This window comes from Iamia sp. SCSIO 61187 (assembly GCF_019443745.1).
Lineage (GTDB): Bacteria > Actinomycetota > Acidimicrobiia > Acidimicrobiales > Iamiaceae > Iamia.
On sequence record NZ_CP050948.1, the window covers coordinates 3,778,785 to 3,795,860 of the forward strand.

Consider the following 17,076-nt stretch of genomic DNA (forward strand, 5'->3'; position numbering starts at 1 on the left):
GACACGGGGTTCTCCCGATGCGGGAGCGGGGGTCGCGGGCGCACGGTGGGGGCATGCACCCCACGACCACCACTCCCCTGCGCCGGAGCGCGCTCGCCACGATCGGGCTCGCCGCCCTCCTGTTGGCGGGGTGCGGCGGCGGCGGGGGCGACGACGAGGGCGCGGCCACCGAGAGCCCCGCCACCGAGCAGGCCGCCGCCCAGGAGGAGGCCCCGGACACCACCGAGGCCCCGACGACCACGGCTGCCCCCACCACGACCGAGGCGCCGACCACCGAGGCGCCGACGACCACCGCCCCAGAGACGGCGGCGTACTCCTTCGACGACACCTTCGACAGCGACACCGGCTGGGTGACCGGCTGCAACGACGTCGGCTGCGCCGGCATCGAGGACAGCTACTTCTACGAGGACATCTTCGCCGGGGAGAAGGAGATCGACCAGCACACCGAGTGGGAGGGCCGGGCCTTCTACGACGTCACCATCGAGGCCGGCATCGTCGAGTTCGGTGCCGGCACCCCGCAGGGTGGCGTCGTGTGCCACGCCGACCCCGAGGCCGACACCTACTACGACTTCACCATCGGGCCCGACGGTCGGGGCTCGGTGTACCGGTTCGAGGGCGGCGAGGGCGAGGCCCTGGGCGGCCCCTTCACCGTCGAGGGCTTCGTCCCCGCGTCGACGATCGTCCAGGCCTACTGCGCCTACAACGAGGACGGCTCGCTCCGGCTCGGCATGGGCATCAACGACGAGACGGTGGTCGACGTGGTCGACGAGGACCCCCTGCCACCGGGCGAGGTCGGCCTGATCTCCTACGGCGACACCGCCGAGCTCAGCACGGTCCACTACGAGCTGGTGACCGTCCGGGCCAGCGAGCTCGTCGGCTGACACCGATCGCGTCCCGGCGGTGGTGCGGCAACGGCGCACCACCGCCGGGGCGACGTGATCCCCAGACGGCACGGCCGACCCCCTCGGACCGACCGGCGAGACCGCTCCGGGCACCCGCCCGGAGCGGCGACGCGCCCGGGCCCCCGTTCGACGCTCGGCGGGCCATCCGGTCGTCGGCCGCTGCGAGTCGGTCGTACCGATGGCTCGTACGGCGGTGGCGCTGCGGGCTGGTGGAGTGGCCTCATCTCGTTGGAATGCTGTGTGGCGATCTGAGCGTCTCGTCGTCGTCTTCGGTCCAACCGACCACAACCGACCTGCGGGCCTCACACGGCCACACAGGAGCCGGGAAACCAAGCGATTTCTCGGGTTTCCAGGGTTCGATTCCCGTCTGGCGGGTATCATGAGTGTCATGTTCGAGGCGCTCGCCACAACCATCGATGACCTGGACATCCCGGTCGACGGCGACGCCCTCGAAGAGGCGCTGTTCCTGCGCGATCGTCTCGACGCCAAGATCTCCCAGGCGGTCGGCCGGTTCGAGTCCACCAACGAGCACGACACCGCCGACGGGTGCCCCACCATGGCCACCTGGCTGCGGGTCAAGGGGCAGATGACCGCCCATGACGCCCACCGGATGGCCAAGACCGCCGGCCGCCTCGAACGCCTCCCCGCCCTCCAGGCCGCGTGGCTGTCCGGCGAGGTGTCGGGTGGGCATGTCGCCGCCGTGGTGGCGAACCTCAACGACCGCACGACCCCGTTGTTCCAGTCGGATGAGGACAACCTCGTCCGCGTGTTGGGTGAGCTCGACGTCGCCGGGGCGGTGGTGGCCATGAAGGCCTGGGCCGCTCACGCCAAGGAGATCGTCGACGACGAGCCCTCCGGTGAACCCGACCCGGACCGGTCAGCGCACCTGTCGCCGACGCTCAACGGTGGGCGGTTGGATGCGAACCTCGAACCCGAGGCGTTCCACGCCGCCCAGGCCGCACTCCGTTTGGTGATGGGGCGCCGCTCCGACGACGACGAGCGGACACCCGCGCCGCGGCGTCACGACGGGCTGGCCGAGATCTTCAACCACTTCCTCGACCACCAGTCCGATCACAAGGGCGGACGCCACCGGCCCCACGTGAACATCACCATCGGACTCGAAGAGCTCACCTCAGGCCGGGGGCAGGGGTGCTTCGACGACGGGACCCCGATCACCGCCGACGCCGCCCGCCGGCTCGCGTGCGATGCGAACATCCACCGGGTCATCACCCGAGCCGATGGCACCGTCCTCGACTACGGGCGCAGCATACGGACCATCCCCGCCCCGTTGTTCCAGGCCCTGTGCATCCGGGACAAGGGGTGCCGGTTCCCGGGCTGTGACCGCCCCGCCCACGTCACCGACGGGCACCACATCGCCGAGTGGATCGCCCACCGAGGACCGACGAACCCACGCAACCTCGTGCTGCTGTGCCGGTACCACCACGGCGTCGTCCACCGCCCCGGATGGACCATCGAACTGATGCCCGACGCCACCGTCATCATCACCACCCCCGACGGACGGAAGCGACGATCCCAGCCCGTCGACCGACGGGCCCTCGCCGCCTGAAACTCGACACCAGGTGAGCCCGCAAACCGTGCGGGCTCACCACCGCGCTACGGAAGGTGCCAGGCACCTTCCGTGCCCCGCGCCGCCTCACGGACCAGCAGGAGGAACCTGGGTCTCTGCGCTCAGGACCCCGACATGACCTGCCGAGCGGAACCGCGGGGACCACGAGGCGCCAGACACCTCGTGGACGCGCGTGGGTCGGCGCCTCGTCAGGCGTCGGCCGGGACGAACTGGTAGTGCCAGGCCGCTCGGGGGCCGATGTCGATCAGGACGTAGGTGCCACCCTTCTCGGCGATCTCGAGGCGAGGCGGGTACACCTCGAGGCGAGACTGGCACGGGCCGCCGTGGCAGGGGACACCGAGTCGGTCGCCCGGCTCGAGCACCTGGGGCTCGCCGCTCTGGTCGTACCAGTCCGGGGAGTGGCGCGGCCCGGCCGGGACCGGCATCCATCGCGTGCCCTTCCACGACATGGCCGCAGGCTACGACCAACCTGAGGATCAGGTGGCGGCGTTGGCCTTCTCGCTGATCACCTTGCTGCTGCCGCCGGGCTGCATGGTGACGCCGTAGAGGAGGTCGGCGGCCTCCATGGTGCGCTTCTGGTGGCTGACGATGATCAGCTGGGCGTCGGCCCGGAACTCGGCGACCAGGCCGAGGAAGCGGTGGAGGTTCACGTCGTCGAGGGCGGCCTCGACCTCGTCCATCACGTAGAAGGGCGAGGGCCGGGCCCGGAACACGGCGAACAGGTAGGCGAGGGCGGTCAGCGACCGCTCCCCGCCCGAGAGCAGCGACAGCTTCTTGACGTTCTTGCCCGAGGGCTTGGCCTCGATCTCGACGCCGGTGCCGAGGAGGTCCTCGGGGGAGGTCAGCGCCAGGCGCCCCTGGCCGCCGGGGAAGAGCGTCTCGAAGAGGTGGCGGAAGTTGCCCTCGACGTCGGCGTAGGCCGACGCGAAGACCGAGACGATCTCGGCGTCGACGGCCCGGATGACCTTGGCCAGGTCACGCCGGGCGGACTTCACGTCGTCGAGCTGGGCCTCGACGTGCTCGTGGCGCTCCTGGAGGGCGGTGAACTCCTCCAGCGCCAGCGGGTTGATCGGCCCCAGCAGGCGCAGCTCGCGCTCGAGGTCTCGCACCCGACCGGCGACGGTGGCCCCCTCGGGGACCGTCGGCTCGGGGGCGGCGAGGGCGGTGTCGGGGTCGGCGTCGAGGTCCCGGCGCATGGCCTCGACAGCGGACTCGATGCGGACGGTCAGCTCCGAGATGTCGAGCTCGGCCCGCTGCAGGCGCTCGCGGGTCTCGCCCAGGCCCTTCTCGGCCTCGACCCGCCGAGCCCGCGTCCCCTCGAGCTCGGCGGCGACGGCCCGGGCGGCGTCGGACTGCTGACGACGACGCTCGCGCAGGGAGGCCAGGGCGACCTCGACCTCCTCGGACCGGGCGGCCACCACCGCGGCCAGCCGGGTGACGGCCTGCTCCTGGCGCTCGAGCCCCGTCCGGCGGGCCTCGGCCTCGGTGCGCTCGGCGCTGTGGCGGGAGAGGCGCTCCTCGATGTCGGCCCGGCGACCGGTGAGGAACTGGGTGCGCTCCTCGATGCTCGCGGCCCGGACCTCGAGGTCGCCCCGCAGGGCGGCGACCGATCCGGCCCGGTCGTCGATGCGGGACCGGGCGTCGGCCGCGGCGCGGGCCCGGTCGGCCCGGCGGGCCTCGTCGGCCTCGAGCCCGGGCAGCTCGGCCTCGAGGGCGGCGAGGCGCTCGCCGTCGCGGGCCACCCGCTCGTCGAGCTCGCCGGCGTGGGTCTGGAGCGACGCCGCCTCGGTGGCCAGGTCCCGGCGGTCGGCGTCGGTGCGCTGGAGGGCGTCCCCGGCCGCGACGAGGCGGCTGTCGTTGCGATCGAGCGCCCGGCTGGCCTCGGTCTCGGCGGTGCGGGCCTCGGTCAGGAGGCGCCGGAGCTCGCCGACCTCGGTGGCGGCGGCGTCGGCCTCGGCGGCGGCGGCGGCCGCCCGCTCCTGGGCCTCGGCCAGGGCGGCGCCGGTGGCCCCCGAGCCGGCGGCCCCGACCCGCCACCCGTCGGGGGCGAAGCGGTCACCGGCCCGGGTGACGACCACGGTGCCGGGGGCGGCGAGCACGGCGTCGACGGCGTCGGGCCAGGCGTCGACGACGACGGCGGACCCCACGAGCGCGTCGAGCAGACCCTCGACGCCGGGCGCCACCGCCCGCACGTGCGGCCGCAGCGCCTCGCCGTCGCGGATCGCGTCCGAGGCATCCCGGGCGGGACCGGACGCCGAGGTGAGGGGGACGACGGCACCGGCCAGCTCGCCGGCGGCCAGGGTCTCGAGGGCGCGCCGAGCCCCCTCGACCCCGTCGACCACGACCGCACCGAGGGCGGCGCCGGCGGCGGCCTCGAAGGCCGCCTCCCAGCCCTCGTCCACGGCGACCAGGTCGAGCAGCGTGCCCAGCACGCCGCTGACGCCCGCGAGGCGCTCGGCTCCGGCCCGGGCCCGGGCCTCGTCGAGGGCCAGGCCGAGGGCGTCGGCCCGGGCGGCCCAGCGGTGGCGCTCGGCGTCGGCGGTGCGACGGCGCTCCTCGGCGGCCTCGGCGGCGGTCTCGACCTCGGCCCGGCGGGCGACGGCGACGTCGGACTCCTCGACGAGGGTGCCCTCGGCGGCCTCGGCCTCGGCCAGCTCGCCCCGCAGCCGTTCGGCCTCCTGGTCGAGGCGGGCGGCCTTGGCGGCGAGGGCGTCGATGCGCTCGGCGACGCGCCGGCGCTCCTGCTCCCACCGCTCGACCGACGACCGCACCGCGGTGAGCTCGCCCCGGACCTCGGCGGCCCGGCTGACGCCGACGCCGCCGGCCTCGGCCCACGCCTGCTCGGCCCCGCCGGCGTCGTCGCCCCACTCCTCGGCGAAGCGCTCCCGCTCCGCCGCCAACACGGCCTCGGCCTCGGCCAGCGCCTCGGCGTCGGGGGCCAGGCGGGCCCGCTCGGACTCGACGGCCTCCAGCTCGGCGTCGAGGCGGGCGGCATCGGCCTCGAGCGAGGCGATCACGGCCTGGTCGACCGACGCCCCCCGCTGGCGCTCCAGCCCGCGGCGGCGCTCGGCCAGGACGGCCGACAGGCCCCGGGCCCGCTCGCGCAGGGCCTCGCACCGGGCCAGGTCGTCACCCAGGTCGTCGCCACCGAGGGCGGAGAGCCGGGTCTCGGTGGCCACCACGAGGGCGTCGAGCTGGCTCAGCTGGGCCTTGGCGTCGGACTCGCCGGCGCGCAGGTCGCGCCGGGTCCGCTCGGCCGCCTCCAGGCGGGTGCGCAGGCGCCGCAGCTCGTGGCCGGCGAGGAACAGGCGCAGGGCGCCCAGCTCCTCGACCAGCGACTCGTGGCGGCGCGCCGCCTCCGCCTGGCGCTCGAGGGGCCGGAGCTGGCGGCGCACCTCGCGGAGCAGGTCCTGGAGGCGGAGGAGGTTGGCCTCGGTGCCGGCGAGGCGGCGCTCGGCCTTCTCCTTGCGGCGCCGGAACTTCAAGATCCCGGCCGCCTCCTCGATGATGAGCCGGCGGTCCTCGGGGCGGGCGTTCAGCACGGCGTCGATCTGGCCCTGCGAGATGATGACGTGCTGCTGGCGGCCGACGCCCGAGTCCGACAGGAGCTCCTGGATGTCGAGCATCCGGCACGGGACTCCGTTGATGGCGTAGTCGCTGTCGCCCGAGCGCCACAGGGTGCGGGTGATGGTGACCTCGCCGAAGTCGATCGGGAGCAGACCGGCGCTGTTGTCGATGGTCAGGCTGACCTCGGCCCGCCCCAGGGCCGGGCGCTTGGCCGTCCCGGCGAAGATGACGTCGTCCATCTTCTGGCTGCGCACCGCGCTCGGCGCCTGGGCGCCCAGCACCCAGGCGATGGCGTCGACGACGTTGGACTTGCCGCTGCCGTTGGGGCCGACGACGACGGTGACGCCCGGCTCCATCTCCAGGGCGGTGGCGTCGGCGAAGGACTTGAAGCCCTTGAGGGTGAGCGTCTTGAGGAACACGGTCAGTCCAGCCGGGGAGGGGGCACGAGCAGGGTCCCGGAGGGGACCGTCAGACCTGGCAGTCGGGGCACATGAACAGGTTGGCCTTGGCGAACTTCACCTTGGTGATGGTGCCCCGGCACCGGCTGCACGCCTTGCCGGCCCGCTCGTAGACCTCGAGGTACTCCTGGAACCCGCCGGGCTTGCCGGCGAGGTCGTAGTAGCCGTCCTCGCCCAGGGTGGTGCCGCGGTGCTTGGCCCCGTCGTGGAGCGTCTCGACCAGGGCGCGGTACAGGCGGCGCATCTCCTGGGACGTGAGGCGGTTGGACTCGCGGTCGTGGCGGAGGCCGGCCTGCCAGATGATCTCGTCGGAGTAGATCGGGCCGATGCCGACCACGGCGGTCGGGTCCATCAGGAAGCTCTTGATGGGCTGGGCCCGGCTGAGCAGCAGGTGCCCGAAGGTCGTCCACGAGATGGGCTCGACGACGGGGTCGAGGCCCAGCTGGGTGAGGATCGGCTCCTGCTCGAGCAGCTCGTCGGGGGTGGCGACCCAGATCTTCATCTTCCCCGTGGTGTCGACCATGCGCAGCTGGCCGCCCTGGGTGAAGGAGATGACGACCTGGGTGCCCTTGGCCACCTCCTCCTTGGGGGTGGTCTTGCGGAGGTGGCCGCCCTCGCGGATGTCGAGGACGAGCAGCTCACCGCTGTCGAGCTTGAGGGTGAGGATCAGCCCGCGGCGGTCGGCGCCGCTGACCTTCACGCCGTCGAGGCGCTCGATGAGCTGCTTCTTGGGGACGGCGCCCATGGCCGTCCGCCCCGTCACCTCCGTGGTCTTGACCCGCTTGCCCCCGACCTCGCGGTCGAGGTCGCGTCGGAGGGTCTCCATCTCGGGCAGCTCAGGCATCGTCGGTCTTCTCAGTCGGGGCCGAGGGGTCCTCGGCCGTTGCGGTGGTCTCGGTGGGGGGATCGGCCTCGCCGGCGGCGAGCGCCTCGGTGGGCGGATCGGCCTGGCCGGCGGCGAGCACCGGGGCGGGCGGGTGGGCGGCGAGCAGCGCGTCGTAGGCGGCGCGGGCCGCGAGCTGCTCGGCCTGCTTCTTGGACCGGCCCGTGCCCTCGCCCCAGGGGGTGCCGCTGATGCGGGCGATGGCGGTGAAGGTCTTGTCGTGCTCGGGGCCGGTGTCGGTGACGCGGTAGGAGACGACCTCGCGCAGCACCCGGCTGACGTGCTCCTGGAGCCGGCTCTTGTCGTCGAGGTGGCCGGGCTCGCCCGACGCGCTCCGGATGCGATCGCCGAGGAACGTCATGACGGCGGCCCGGGAGGCGTCGCGACCGCCGTCGAGGTGGACGGCGCCGATGACGGCCTCGAGGGCGTCGGCCAGGATCGACGGCTTCTCCCGCCCGCCGGTGGCCTCCTCGCCCTTGCCCAGGCGGACGACGGCACCCAGGCCGAGCTCCTCGGCCGTCTCGGCCAGGGTGGTGGCCCGGACGACCGTGGCCCGGGCGCGCGACAGCCAGCCCTCGTCGGCGTCGGGGAACCTGCGGTACAGCTCCTCGGCCACGACGGCGCCGAGCACGGCGTCACCCAGGAACTCGAGGCGCTCGTTCGACGTCCCGCCGGCGTTCTCGGCGCACCACGAGCGGTGGCACATGGCGATCTCGAGCAGCCCGGGGTCGACGAAGGAGTACCCGATGCGGTCGGCCAGCGGCGCGACCGGGGGGACCGTGTCGCTCGCGCTCAGGACGCGTCGCCGCCCACCCGGCTGTGCACGTAGTCCACGGCGTCGCGGACGGTCTTGAGGTCTTCGAGGTCCTCGTCCTCGATCCGGAAGCCGACGGTGCGCTCGCCGATCTCCTCCTCGAGGGCCTCGACCAGCTCGATCAGGGCCAGCGAGTCGGCCTCGAGGTCGTCGGCGAAGGAGTCGCCCTCGTGGACCTCGGAGGCGTCGATCTCCAGGATGTCCACCAGCCGGTCACGGATGAGCTCGAACACCTCTTGACGAGTCATGGGTGCTTGCTGGCTGTGGGTCTCGGCGGGCACGTCGGCTCCCTGGTCGTCGGACAGCCGGTTGACCTTACCGGAACGCAACTTTGTGCGCTTGTGAAGCGGAGGCCGGCGAGCGACCCGCGTCTCCCGGACGCGACGTGCCGGGCCGTCGCGTCCTCAGGCGGGGGCGAGGGCGGTGGTGAGCTTGCCGACCAGGTCGGAGGTGACGGACTCGGCCGCGACCCGGCAGGCGTTCACGATGGCCGTGGCCGACGACGAGCCGTGGCTGATGATGCACACGCCGTCGACACCGAGGAGCATGGCCCCACCCGTGGCGTCGGGGTCGAGCTGGCCGTAGAGCGGCAGCAGCGCCGGCATGAGGGCGTCACCGGCGGCGCGGGTGGCGTCGTCGGTGTCGAAGGCGCCCAGGATGGCCCCGACCAGGGACCGCATGGCCCCCTCCAGGGTCTTGAGGGCGACGTTGCCGGTGAAGCCGTCGGTGACGACCACGTCGACGCCGGGGAACATCAGGTCCCGCCCCTCGACGTTGCCGACGAAGCGGGCGCCGCAGGCCTCGGTCCAGGCCGGGTCGTCGAGCAGGGCGTAGGTCTCCTTGCGGAGGGTGTCGCCCTTGCCGGGCTCCTCGCCGATCGAGAGCAGCCCGACCTCGGGGGCGTCGATGCCGAGGCGGTCGCGGGCGAACACGGCGCCCATCTGGGCGAACTGCACCAGCCACTCGGCCTGGGCGTCGGCGTTGGCCCCGGCGTCGAGCAGCACGAGGGGGACGTCGTGGCCGGGGCGGGGCAGCGGCGTGGCGATGGCCGGGCGGGCCACGCCCCTGATCCGGCCCATCCGCAGCAGGGCGGCGCCGAAGGTCGCCCCGGTGTTGCCGGCGCTGACCATGGCCGAGGCCCGGCCGTCGCGGACGGCCTCGGCCGCCCGGACCAGCGACGAGTCCTTCTTGCGGCGGACGGCCTTGCCCGGGTCGTCGTGCATCTTGATGACCTCGGAGGCGGGGACGACCTCGAGCGAGGTGCTCAGCCGGTCGGGGTCGCCGACCAGCACGATCGGCAGGCCCAGCTCGGACGCAGCGCGCTCGGCGCCGGCCACGATCTCGTCGGGGGCCTTGTCACCCCCCATCGCATCGACGGCGATGGGTGCGGGGAGGTCCACGTCAGTCGACGTCGATGGCCTGGCGGTCCTTGTAGAAGCCGCAGTTGCCGCACACCCGGTGGGGCAGCTTCACCGCGCCGCAGCGCGAGCAGGTGCTCCGCGGCGGAGCGTCGAGGCGCCAGGCGCTGGCCCGACGACTGCGGCTCTTGGACTTGGAGGTCTTCTTCTTGGGGACGGCCATCGCAGTCGTTCCTGGTTTCGTCTATCGGGTCGCCTCGCCTTGCGGCGCGGCTCCGTGCGGGTGGGCTCGGGGATGCCCGAGGCACAAGGGGGAGAGCGTAGCGGCGGCACCCCGGACGCGGCGAAGCCGCCGACCGGGATCAGTCGAAGCGCAGGTCGTCGAGGGCCGACCACCGCGGGTCGGCCAAGGGCGTCGGGGCCGCCTCGTCCTCGTCGTCGCGCTCCTCGAGGGCGGGGTCGCCCTCGACCCGGGCGGGGAAGCGCTCGGGGTCCGGTCCGGCGCAGTCCTCGGCGCACAGCGGCACCAGCGGCAGGCTGAGCAGCACAGCGTCGTGGATGACCGGCCCCAGGTCGATGCTGTCGTGCTCGACCGGCCAGGTCTCGCCCTCGACGGGGTGCGGGGAGAAGATCTCCCGGAGGTCGACCTCGACGGTCCCGACGACGGACCGGAGGCAGCGGCGGCACTCCCCCTCCCAGGGGGCGGTGGCCGTGCCGGCCAGGACGATGTCGAGCCCGGCGGCCTCGACGGTGGCGTCGAGGGTGATCTCGCCGTCGGGCGGGACGGTGGCGGTCGAGGTGCCCAGGGGCCCCAGGGCCTCGGCCGGGAAGGTGCGGACGACCGGGCGCTGGGTGCCGGGCCGGCGGCGGACGTCGGCGATGTGCTCCAGGGTGCGGAGCCGGCTCACCCGTCGTCCTGGTCGAAGAAGGGCGCGTCACCACCCGGGGGGACGGTGGCCTGGGCCGGCGGCTTGCCGAACCCGCCGTGGGGGACGTCGGTCGGGGCCATGGGCACGGCGGCGACCTCGTCGGTGCCGTCGTCGTCACGGCTGTCGGCCGGGGCGGCCATCGGTGCCGCGTTCAGCTTCTCGCGCCCGGCGTGGACCATCTTCATGGTCCGGTTCAGCACGATCTCGAACTGGGCCAGGCGCTGGTCGCAGAAGTCCTCGCACTCGTGGCGCAGCCGACGGGCCTCGTCCTGGGCCTCCTCGACGATCCGCTTGGCGCGCTGCTCGGCGGCCTTGACCACCTCGGTGCGCTGGACCATGGCCTCGGCCTTGGCGCTGGCCTGGTCGAGGATCTCGTCGCCCTCGCCCTGCACGCGGGCCAGGAAGTCCTCGCGCTCCTTCAGCAGCCAGCGGGCCTGGCGGAGCTCGTCGGGCAGGCGGTCGATGGCCTCGCCCAGCAGGTCGAGCACCTCGTCCCGGTTGATCATCACCGACGACGACAGCGGCATGGGTCGGGCCGAGGCGACCAGGTCCGCGGCCCGGCGCAGCAGGGCGTCGGCCTCGGGTCCGGCGAGCGGGTCCCGCGAGCGGCGTCGCGTCGCCTGCGGGTGCTGGCCACTGGCCTCCCCGGCGGTGGGCAGGTCGTCGTTGAACGTCATCGTCCGAACCTCTCTGCGAGTCGCTGGGTCACCGGGGTCGGCACCATCGAGGTCACGTCGCCGCCGAACCGGGCGATCTCGCGGATCAGCTTCGACGCCACGAACGAGTGCTCGGTGGCCGACGGGATGAACACGCTGTGCACCCCGGAGATGGCCAGGTTCATGTGGGCCTGGTGCATCTCCGACTCGAAGTCGGAGACGGCCCGCAGGCCCTTGATGATGAAGTCGGCCCCGACCTCCTGGGCCACCTCGACCACGAGCTTGGAGAACCCGACGATGCGCACGTTGGGCAGGTGGCTGGTCGACTCCTCGAGCATCTTGGTGCGCTCGTCCACGTCGAACATGGGCTCGCCCTTCTGCGGGTTGCGCAGGGCGGCCACCACCACGTCGTCGAACAGCCCGGCGGCGACCTCGATGATCTCGATGTGGCCGTTGTGGACGGGGTCGAACGACCCCGGGTAGAGGACCGTGGTCACGACGGACCGCCGTTCTCACCGGTGAGGGCGGTGACGAGGGTGAGCATCTGCACCACCGTACCGCCGTAGGCCTTCTCCCTCCGCAGCGACCACGTGGCGTCGCCGGCCTCGACGACCGGGCGATCCGACTCGACCACGACGACCCCGTCGGCGGCGAGCCGGGCGGCCACCAGGCCGAGGAGCCGGTCCCAGTCGGCCTGGGCGTGGGGCGGGTCGAGGAGGACGAGGTCGAACCGCTCGGAGGTCCGCTCGAGGTGGTCGTGGACGTCGCCGCCGATGACCCGGGCGTCGGCATCGAGCCCGGTGGCGGCCAGGTTGGCCTCGACCACGACCCGGGCCGCCCGCTCCTGCTCCACGAAGGTGCAGGTCGCAGCGCCGCGGGACAGGGCCTCGATGCCGAGCGCGCCACTGCCGGCGAAGGCGTCGAGCACGCGGGCCCCGTCGACGGCTCCCATGCTGCCGAGGGCGTTGAACACCGCCTCCCGCACCCGGTCGGTGGTGGGACGGGTGCCGGTCCCCGCAGGGGCGGTGAGCCTCCGGCCACCGGCGGTGCCGGCCACGACGCGCATGGGCGCAGTCTGCCGCTCCCACCAGGGCGCGGACGGACTTGGGGCAATCCGGTCCCATCGGGGCAGCGAACAGGCATCGTGCGCATCGCCATCGTGGGTGGGGGCGTGACCGGCCTCGTCGCCGCTCACCACCTCCACCGCCACCACCAGATCCGGCTCTTCGAGGCCGCCGACCGCCTCGGTGGCCACGCCCACACGGTGGACGTCGAGGTCGACGGGCAGAGCTTCCCGGTCGACACCGGCTTCATCGTCTGCAACGACCGGACCTACCCCCGCCTCACGGCCCTGCTCACCCGGCTCGGCGTGGCGACGGTCCCGGCCGAGATGAGCCTGTCGGTGGCCGACGAGCGGGCCGGCGTCGAGTGGGGCACCGCCCTCGGGCGCATGCGGGCCCGGGCCACGCACGGGTCGGGCCGGGTGACCCCCCTGGGCCACGCCGCCCACGCCCGGGTGCTGGCCGCCATCCCCCGCTGGCACCGGGCCGGCGTCCGCCTGCTGGCCCAGGTCGACCGGGGCGAGGCCGACACCGCCGAGACGCTGCGATCCTTCCTCGCCCGCCACCACCTCCCCCGCGCCCTGGGCGAGGCCTACGTCGTCCCCCTCACCGCCGCCGTCTGGTCCGCCGACCCGACGACGGTCCTCGACTTCCCGGCCACGACGATCTGCCGGTTCCTCCGCAACCACGGGATGCTCTCGCTGGGCGAGCGCCCGCAGTGGCGCACGGTCGTGGGCGGGTCGCGGTCCTACGTCGACGCCATCAGCGCCCCCTTCGCCGAGGACGTGCGGCTCAAGGCGCCCGTGACCGAGGTCCGCCGGCGGCCCGACGGGGGGATCGACCTCCGCGTCGCCGGGGGCCCGCCCGAGCACTTCGACGCCGTGGTCCTGGCCGTCCACGCCCCGACCGCCCTCGCCATGGTGGCGGACGCCGACGAGGACGAGCGGGCCGTCGTCGGCGCCGTGCGCACCCAGCCCAACCCGGCCGTCCTCCACACCGACCGGTCGATGCTCCCCCGCCACGAGGCGACGTGGTCGTCGTGGAACGTCCTCCTGCCGGCCGAGCCGCAGAGGGCGGTGGCGGTCACCTACCTGATGAACCGGCTGCAGCCGCTCCCGGTCACCACGCCCGTGTGCCTGAGCCTGAACCGCGACGACGAGATCGACCCCGAGACGGTCCTCGGCCGCTACGACTACGCCCACCCCGTGCTCGACGGGCTGGCCATCCGGGCCCAGGCCCGGCTGCCCCGCATCCAGGGCCGGGGTGGGCTGTGGTGGGCCGGAGCCTGGACCGGCTACGGCTTCCACGAGGACGGGGCCCGGGCGGCCGAGCACGTCTGCGAGCGCATCGACCCCGGGAGCACGCGGTGGTGAGCGCCCTCGCCGCCCCGGACGCCGTCGGGACCACCCCCACCGGGCTGCGGAGCTGCCTCTACGAGGGGACGATCGGCCACAGGCGCCGGATCGACGTGCAGCACGGCTTCAGCCAGCCCATCGTGCTCGCCCACCTCGACCTGGCCGAGCTCGACGAGGCCTTCGCCGCCCACCCGCTCTGGTCGACGTCGCGCCCCGCCCCGGTGCGGTTCCGGCGGCGCGACCTCCACGGCGACCCGTCGGTCCCGCTCGACACCGCGGTGCGGGCGACGCTCGCCGACCGCCTCGGCACCGCCCCCGCCGGGCCGATCCGGCTCCTCACCCACCTCCGCCACTGGGCCTGGACCTTCAACCCGATCAGCCTCTACTTCGCCTACGACGCCGAGGACACCCGGGTCGAGGCGGTGCTCGCCGAGGTGACCAACACGCCGTGGCACGAGCGCACGGCCTACGCCCTGGCCGCCCCACCCCCCGAGGAGGCCGAGGCCACCGGCATCCGCTTCGCCAAGGCCATGCACGTCTCGCCGTTCATGGACCTCGACCTCGACCACGTCCTCCGCTTCAGCCCCCCGGGCCGGGACCGCTTCGTCGTCGAGATGGACGACCGCCGCCGAAGCCATGTCGCAGACGGGGTCGTCGACCCCACCGGGTCCGCGAACCGGCCTCTTCCCGCCGAAGCTCGCTCCGCTCGCCGGCTCGGGCTGGCGCCCGGCCCAGGAGCCCCAGGGGCTGCCGCCAGGCCGGACCAGACCGGTTCGCGGGAGGTCGGCACCGGGCTGGACGACGTGGACGCCGGCGACCTCGTGTTCTCGGCCCGGATGGTCCTCCACCGGCGCCCCCTCGACCGGGCGTCGATGACCCACGTCCTCCTCCACCACCGCCTGCCGGCGCACCGCGTCTCGGCGGGCATCCACCTCAACGCCCTGCGCCTCTGGCGCAAGGGCGCCCCGTTCCGTCGCCACCCCCGCCACACCCACCCCGCCGCACCACCCGGAGCCCATCGATGACCACGTCCGCCGAGCCCACCCACCGCCCTGAGGGCGTCGGCTCCGCTCCCACCGGCTCCCCCGGTGCCCGCCCGGCCCTCGAGGGCGCGCCCGACCGGAGCGCCGCCGGCGCGATCCGCCCCACCACCGTCCGGCCCGCCCCGCGGCGGGCGACCGCCATCGACCGGGCCAGCAGGGCCGTCCTGACGCCCCTGCTCACCCGCATCCGGGGCGGACGGCTGACGCTCATCGAGGCCGACGGCCGGGTGACGGCCTTCGGGGAGCCGACCGACCTCGACGTGACCGTCCGCCTCCGGACGCCGGCGGTGTGGCGGGAGGTCACGACCCGGGCCAGCACCGGCCTGGGTGCCAGCTTCATCGACGGGTGGTGGGACACCGACGACCTGACCGGCCTCGTCCGCCTGGCCATCCGCAACCTCGACGTCCTCGACCGGATCCGGACGCGGTGGGACGCCGTCACCGCACCGGTCGCCGACCGGGCCCGCCGGCTGCGTCCGGAGAGCAAGGAGCGGGACCGGCGCGACATCGCCGCCCACTACGACCTCGGCAACGACTTCTTCGAGCTGTTCCTCGACGCCGAGACCATGGCCTACAGCTGCGGGCTCTACTCGGAGACCGGCACCGACGACCTGGCCGAGGCCCAGCGGGCCAAGCTCGACCGCCTCCTCGACCTGCTCGACCTGGCCCCCGGCGAGCGGCTGGTCGAGATCGGCACCGGGTGGGGCGGGCTGGCCGAGCGGGCCGCCGAGCGCGGCATCCGGGTCACAACGTGCACCATCTCCACCGAGCAGCACGCCCTGGCCCGCCAGCGCATCGCCGCCGCCGGCCTCGCCCACCTCGTCGACGTCACCCTGCTCGACTACCGCGACCTGCTGGCCCGGGAGGGCGAGGGCACCTTCGACGCCCTGGTCTCGGTGGAGATGATCGAGGCCGTCGACTGGCGCGACCACGGCGCCTACTTCTCCACCTGCGGACGCCTGCTGAAGCCGGGTGGCCGCCTCGCCCTCCAGGCCATCACCGTCCCCGACAGCCGCTACGAGCGGGCCAAGACCTCGAGCGACTTCGTCAAGGAGCACGTCTTCCCCGGGTCGTGCCTGCCGTCGGTCGAGGTAATCGAGCGCGGCCTGGCCGCCCACACCGACCTCCGGGTCGAGCGGGTCGACGCCTTCCCCCAGGACTACGCCCGCACGCTCCACGAGTGGAACGCCCGCCTCCTCGCCCGCCACGACGACGCCCGCGCCCGCGGCTACGACGACGCCCTGCTGCGGCTCTGGGAGTTCTACCTCTGCTACTGCGAGGCCGCCTACGCCGAGGAGTACGTCTCCCTGGTGCAGGTCCTGGCCACCGCACCCGAGGGGCGGGGCTGATGCCGAAGGTCGTCGACGCCCTCTCCACCCTGTCGTTCCTCGCCCTCGACCGCGGGCTGGTCCCGACGCCGGTGCTCCACGCCGCCTGCCGAGGGCGCGTGGCCAAGCGGCTCCGCACCGAGCGGGCGGGCACCCTGGACGAGCGCAGCGACCGGTTCCGGGCGCTCGTCCAGGAGCTCCGGTCGGGCGCCGTCACCACCCACACGGCCGAGGCCAACGAGCAGCACTACGAGGTCCCGACCCGCTTCTTCGAGGCCGTGCTGGGCCCCCGCCTCAAGTACTCGTCGTGCCTGTACCCGCCGGGCGTCGACGACCTCGCCGCCGCCGAGGTGGCCATGCTCGAGCTGTACGGCGAGCGGGCCCGGCTGGCCGACGGCCAGCGCATCCTCGAGCTGGGCTGCGGGTGGGGCAGCCTCACCCTCTGGATGGCCGAGACCTACCCCGACGCCGAGGTCGTCGCCCTGTCGAACTCCCGCACCCAGCGCGAGCACATCGAGAAGCAGGCCGCCGACCGGGGACTGGCCAACGTCCACGTCATCACCGCGGACGTGGCCACCTTCGACCCCGCCGACCACGGCGAGGGCGCCCCGTTCGACCGGGTGGTGTCGGTCGAGATGCTCGAGCACGTCCGCAACCACGGCGTGATCTTCGAGCGGATCGCCCGCTGGCTGGCCGACGACGGCCTCTTCTTCACCCACGTGTTCGCCGGCCGCGACGTCTGCTTCCGCTACGACGCCGACGACCGCCGGGACTGGATGGCGAGGCACTTCTTCTCCGGCGGGCTGATGCCCCGCGACGACCTCTTCCTCCACCTCCAGGACGACCTCGCCATCGTCGACCACTGGACGCTCAGCGGGGTCCACTACCAGCGGACCTCGCTGGCCTGGCTGGCCAACCTCGAGACCCACCGGGCCGAGCTCGACCGGCTGGTGGGCACGGTCCAGGTCCGCCGGTGGCGAGCCTTCTTCGCCGGCTGCGCCGCCCTCTTCGGCCACGACGACGGCGAGGCCTTCGGCGTCAGCCACTACCTCTTCCGCCCGCGCACGCGCCCGTAGGCCACTCGGCTGCGCCTCGCCGGCCCCCGACCCCCCCGCCCTGACCGCCGACCGGTGC

At 73.9% G+C, this 17,076-nt stretch carries 17 protein-coding genes; 6 read left to right on the plus strand and 11 right to left on the minus strand.

What is annotated here, in order from left to right; genetic code table 11:
• The first annotated feature begins 53 nt into the window (after positions 1-53).
• The gene (locus HC251_RS18015) at positions 54-881 is read left to right on the plus strand and encodes a hypothetical protein (protein ID WP_219941995.1); all 828 of its coding nucleotides are present in this window, start codon (positions 54-56) and stop codon (positions 879-881) included.
• 409 nt (positions 882-1,290) lie between these two features.
• Complete coding sequence (locus HC251_RS18020) at positions 1,291-2,469, plus strand: HNH endonuclease signature motif containing protein (protein WP_219941996.1); 1,179 nt, start codon at positions 1,291-1,293, stop codon at positions 2,467-2,469.
• A gap of 209 nt (positions 2,470-2,678) precedes the next feature.
• Here the strand turns inward: HC251_RS18020 and HC251_RS18025 are convergent, their stop codons facing one another.
• The 11 genes from HC251_RS18025 to rsmD form a co-directional block, all read right to left on the minus strand.
• On the minus strand, positions 2,679-2,939 hold the full coding sequence (locus tag HC251_RS18025; protein WP_219941997.1) for a hypothetical protein: 261 nt from the start codon (positions 2,937-2,939) through the stop codon (positions 2,679-2,681).
• 27 nt (positions 2,940-2,966) lie between these two features.
• Entirely contained in the window at positions 2,967-6,476 is a 3,510-nt protein-coding gene (gene smc, locus HC251_RS18030; protein WP_219941998.1) for a chromosome segregation protein SMC, read from the minus strand.
• Between the two features lie 49 nt (positions 6,477-6,525).
• The gene (locus HC251_RS18035; protein ID WP_219941999.1) at positions 6,526-7,359 is read right to left on the minus strand and encodes an Fpg/Nei family DNA glycosylase; all 834 of its coding nucleotides are present in this window, start codon (positions 7,357-7,359) and stop codon (positions 6,526-6,528) included.
• Positions 7,352-8,194: a ribonuclease III gene (gene rnc, locus HC251_RS18040; protein WP_219945740.1), complete on the minus strand. Its 843-nt coding sequence runs from the start codon at positions 8,192-8,194 to the stop codon at positions 7,352-7,354. The genes HC251_RS18035 and rnc overlap by 8 nt, the downstream gene beginning before the upstream one ends.
• Positions 8,191-8,460 (minus strand): acyl carrier protein, encoded by a 270-nt coding sequence (locus HC251_RS18045; RefSeq protein WP_219942000.1) that lies wholly within the window; start codon positions 8,458-8,460, stop codon positions 8,191-8,193. The genes rnc and HC251_RS18045 overlap by 4 nt, the downstream gene beginning before the upstream one ends.
• A 156-nt stretch (positions 8,461-8,616) precedes the next feature.
• Positions 8,617-9,612: a phosphate acyltransferase PlsX gene (gene plsX / locus HC251_RS18050; RefSeq protein WP_219942001.1), complete on the minus strand. Its 996-nt coding sequence runs from the start codon at positions 9,610-9,612 to the stop codon at positions 8,617-8,619.
• A 1-nt stretch (position 9,613) separates the two neighbouring features.
• Entirely contained in the window at positions 9,614-9,793 is a 180-nt protein-coding gene (gene rpmF, locus HC251_RS18055; protein ID WP_219942002.1) for a 50S ribosomal protein L32, read from the minus strand.
• A 139-nt stretch (positions 9,794-9,932) separates the two neighbouring features.
• Complete coding sequence (locus HC251_RS18060; RefSeq protein ID WP_219942003.1) at positions 9,933-10,478, minus strand: DUF177 domain-containing protein; 546 nt, start codon at positions 10,476-10,478, stop codon at positions 9,933-9,935.
• Positions 10,475-11,176 carry a DivIVA domain-containing protein gene (locus tag HC251_RS18065; protein ID WP_219942004.1) on the minus strand — a complete coding sequence of 234 codons (702 nt, stop codon included), beginning with the start codon at positions 11,174-11,176 and terminating at the stop codon, positions 10,475-10,477. Before HC251_RS18065 ends, HC251_RS18060 begins: the two co-directional genes overlap by 4 nt.
• Entirely contained in the window at positions 11,173-11,652 is a 480-nt protein-coding gene (gene coaD / locus HC251_RS18070) for a pantetheine-phosphate adenylyltransferase (RefSeq protein WP_219942005.1), read from the minus strand. The genes HC251_RS18065 and coaD overlap by 4 nt, the downstream gene beginning before the upstream one ends.
• Entirely contained in the window at positions 11,649-12,221 is a 573-nt protein-coding gene (gene rsmD / locus HC251_RS18075; protein WP_219942006.1) for a 16S rRNA (guanine(966)-N(2))-methyltransferase RsmD, read from the minus strand. Before rsmD ends, coaD begins: the two co-directional genes overlap by 4 nt.
• Positions 12,222-12,299: 78 nt before the next feature.
• Between rsmD and HC251_RS18080 the strand changes: the two genes are divergently transcribed.
• Genes HC251_RS18080 through HC251_RS18095 form a run of 4 tightly spaced genes read left to right on the plus strand, consistent with a single transcriptional unit; the run spans position 12,300 to position 17,018 of the window.
• On the plus strand, positions 12,300-13,589 hold the full coding sequence (locus HC251_RS18080; protein WP_219942007.1) for an NAD(P)/FAD-dependent oxidoreductase: 1,290 nt from the start codon (positions 12,300-12,302) through the stop codon (positions 13,587-13,589).
• Positions 13,586-14,596, plus strand: coding sequence for a DUF1365 domain-containing protein (locus HC251_RS18085; protein ID WP_219942008.1), 1,011 nt, complete (start codon positions 13,586-13,588; stop codon positions 14,594-14,596). Before HC251_RS18080 ends, HC251_RS18085 begins: the two co-directional genes overlap by 4 nt.
• On the plus strand, positions 14,593-15,963 hold the full coding sequence (locus HC251_RS18090; RefSeq protein WP_219942009.1) for a cyclopropane-fatty-acyl-phospholipid synthase family protein: 1,371 nt from the start codon (positions 14,593-14,595) through the stop codon (positions 15,961-15,963). Before HC251_RS18085 ends, HC251_RS18090 begins: the two co-directional genes overlap by 4 nt.
• Complete coding sequence (locus HC251_RS18095) at positions 15,963-17,018, plus strand: cyclopropane-fatty-acyl-phospholipid synthase family protein (protein WP_219942010.1); 1,056 nt, start codon at positions 15,963-15,965, stop codon at positions 17,016-17,018. The genes HC251_RS18090 and HC251_RS18095 overlap by 1 nt, the downstream gene beginning before the upstream one ends.
• Positions 17,019-17,076 lie beyond the last annotated feature (58 nt).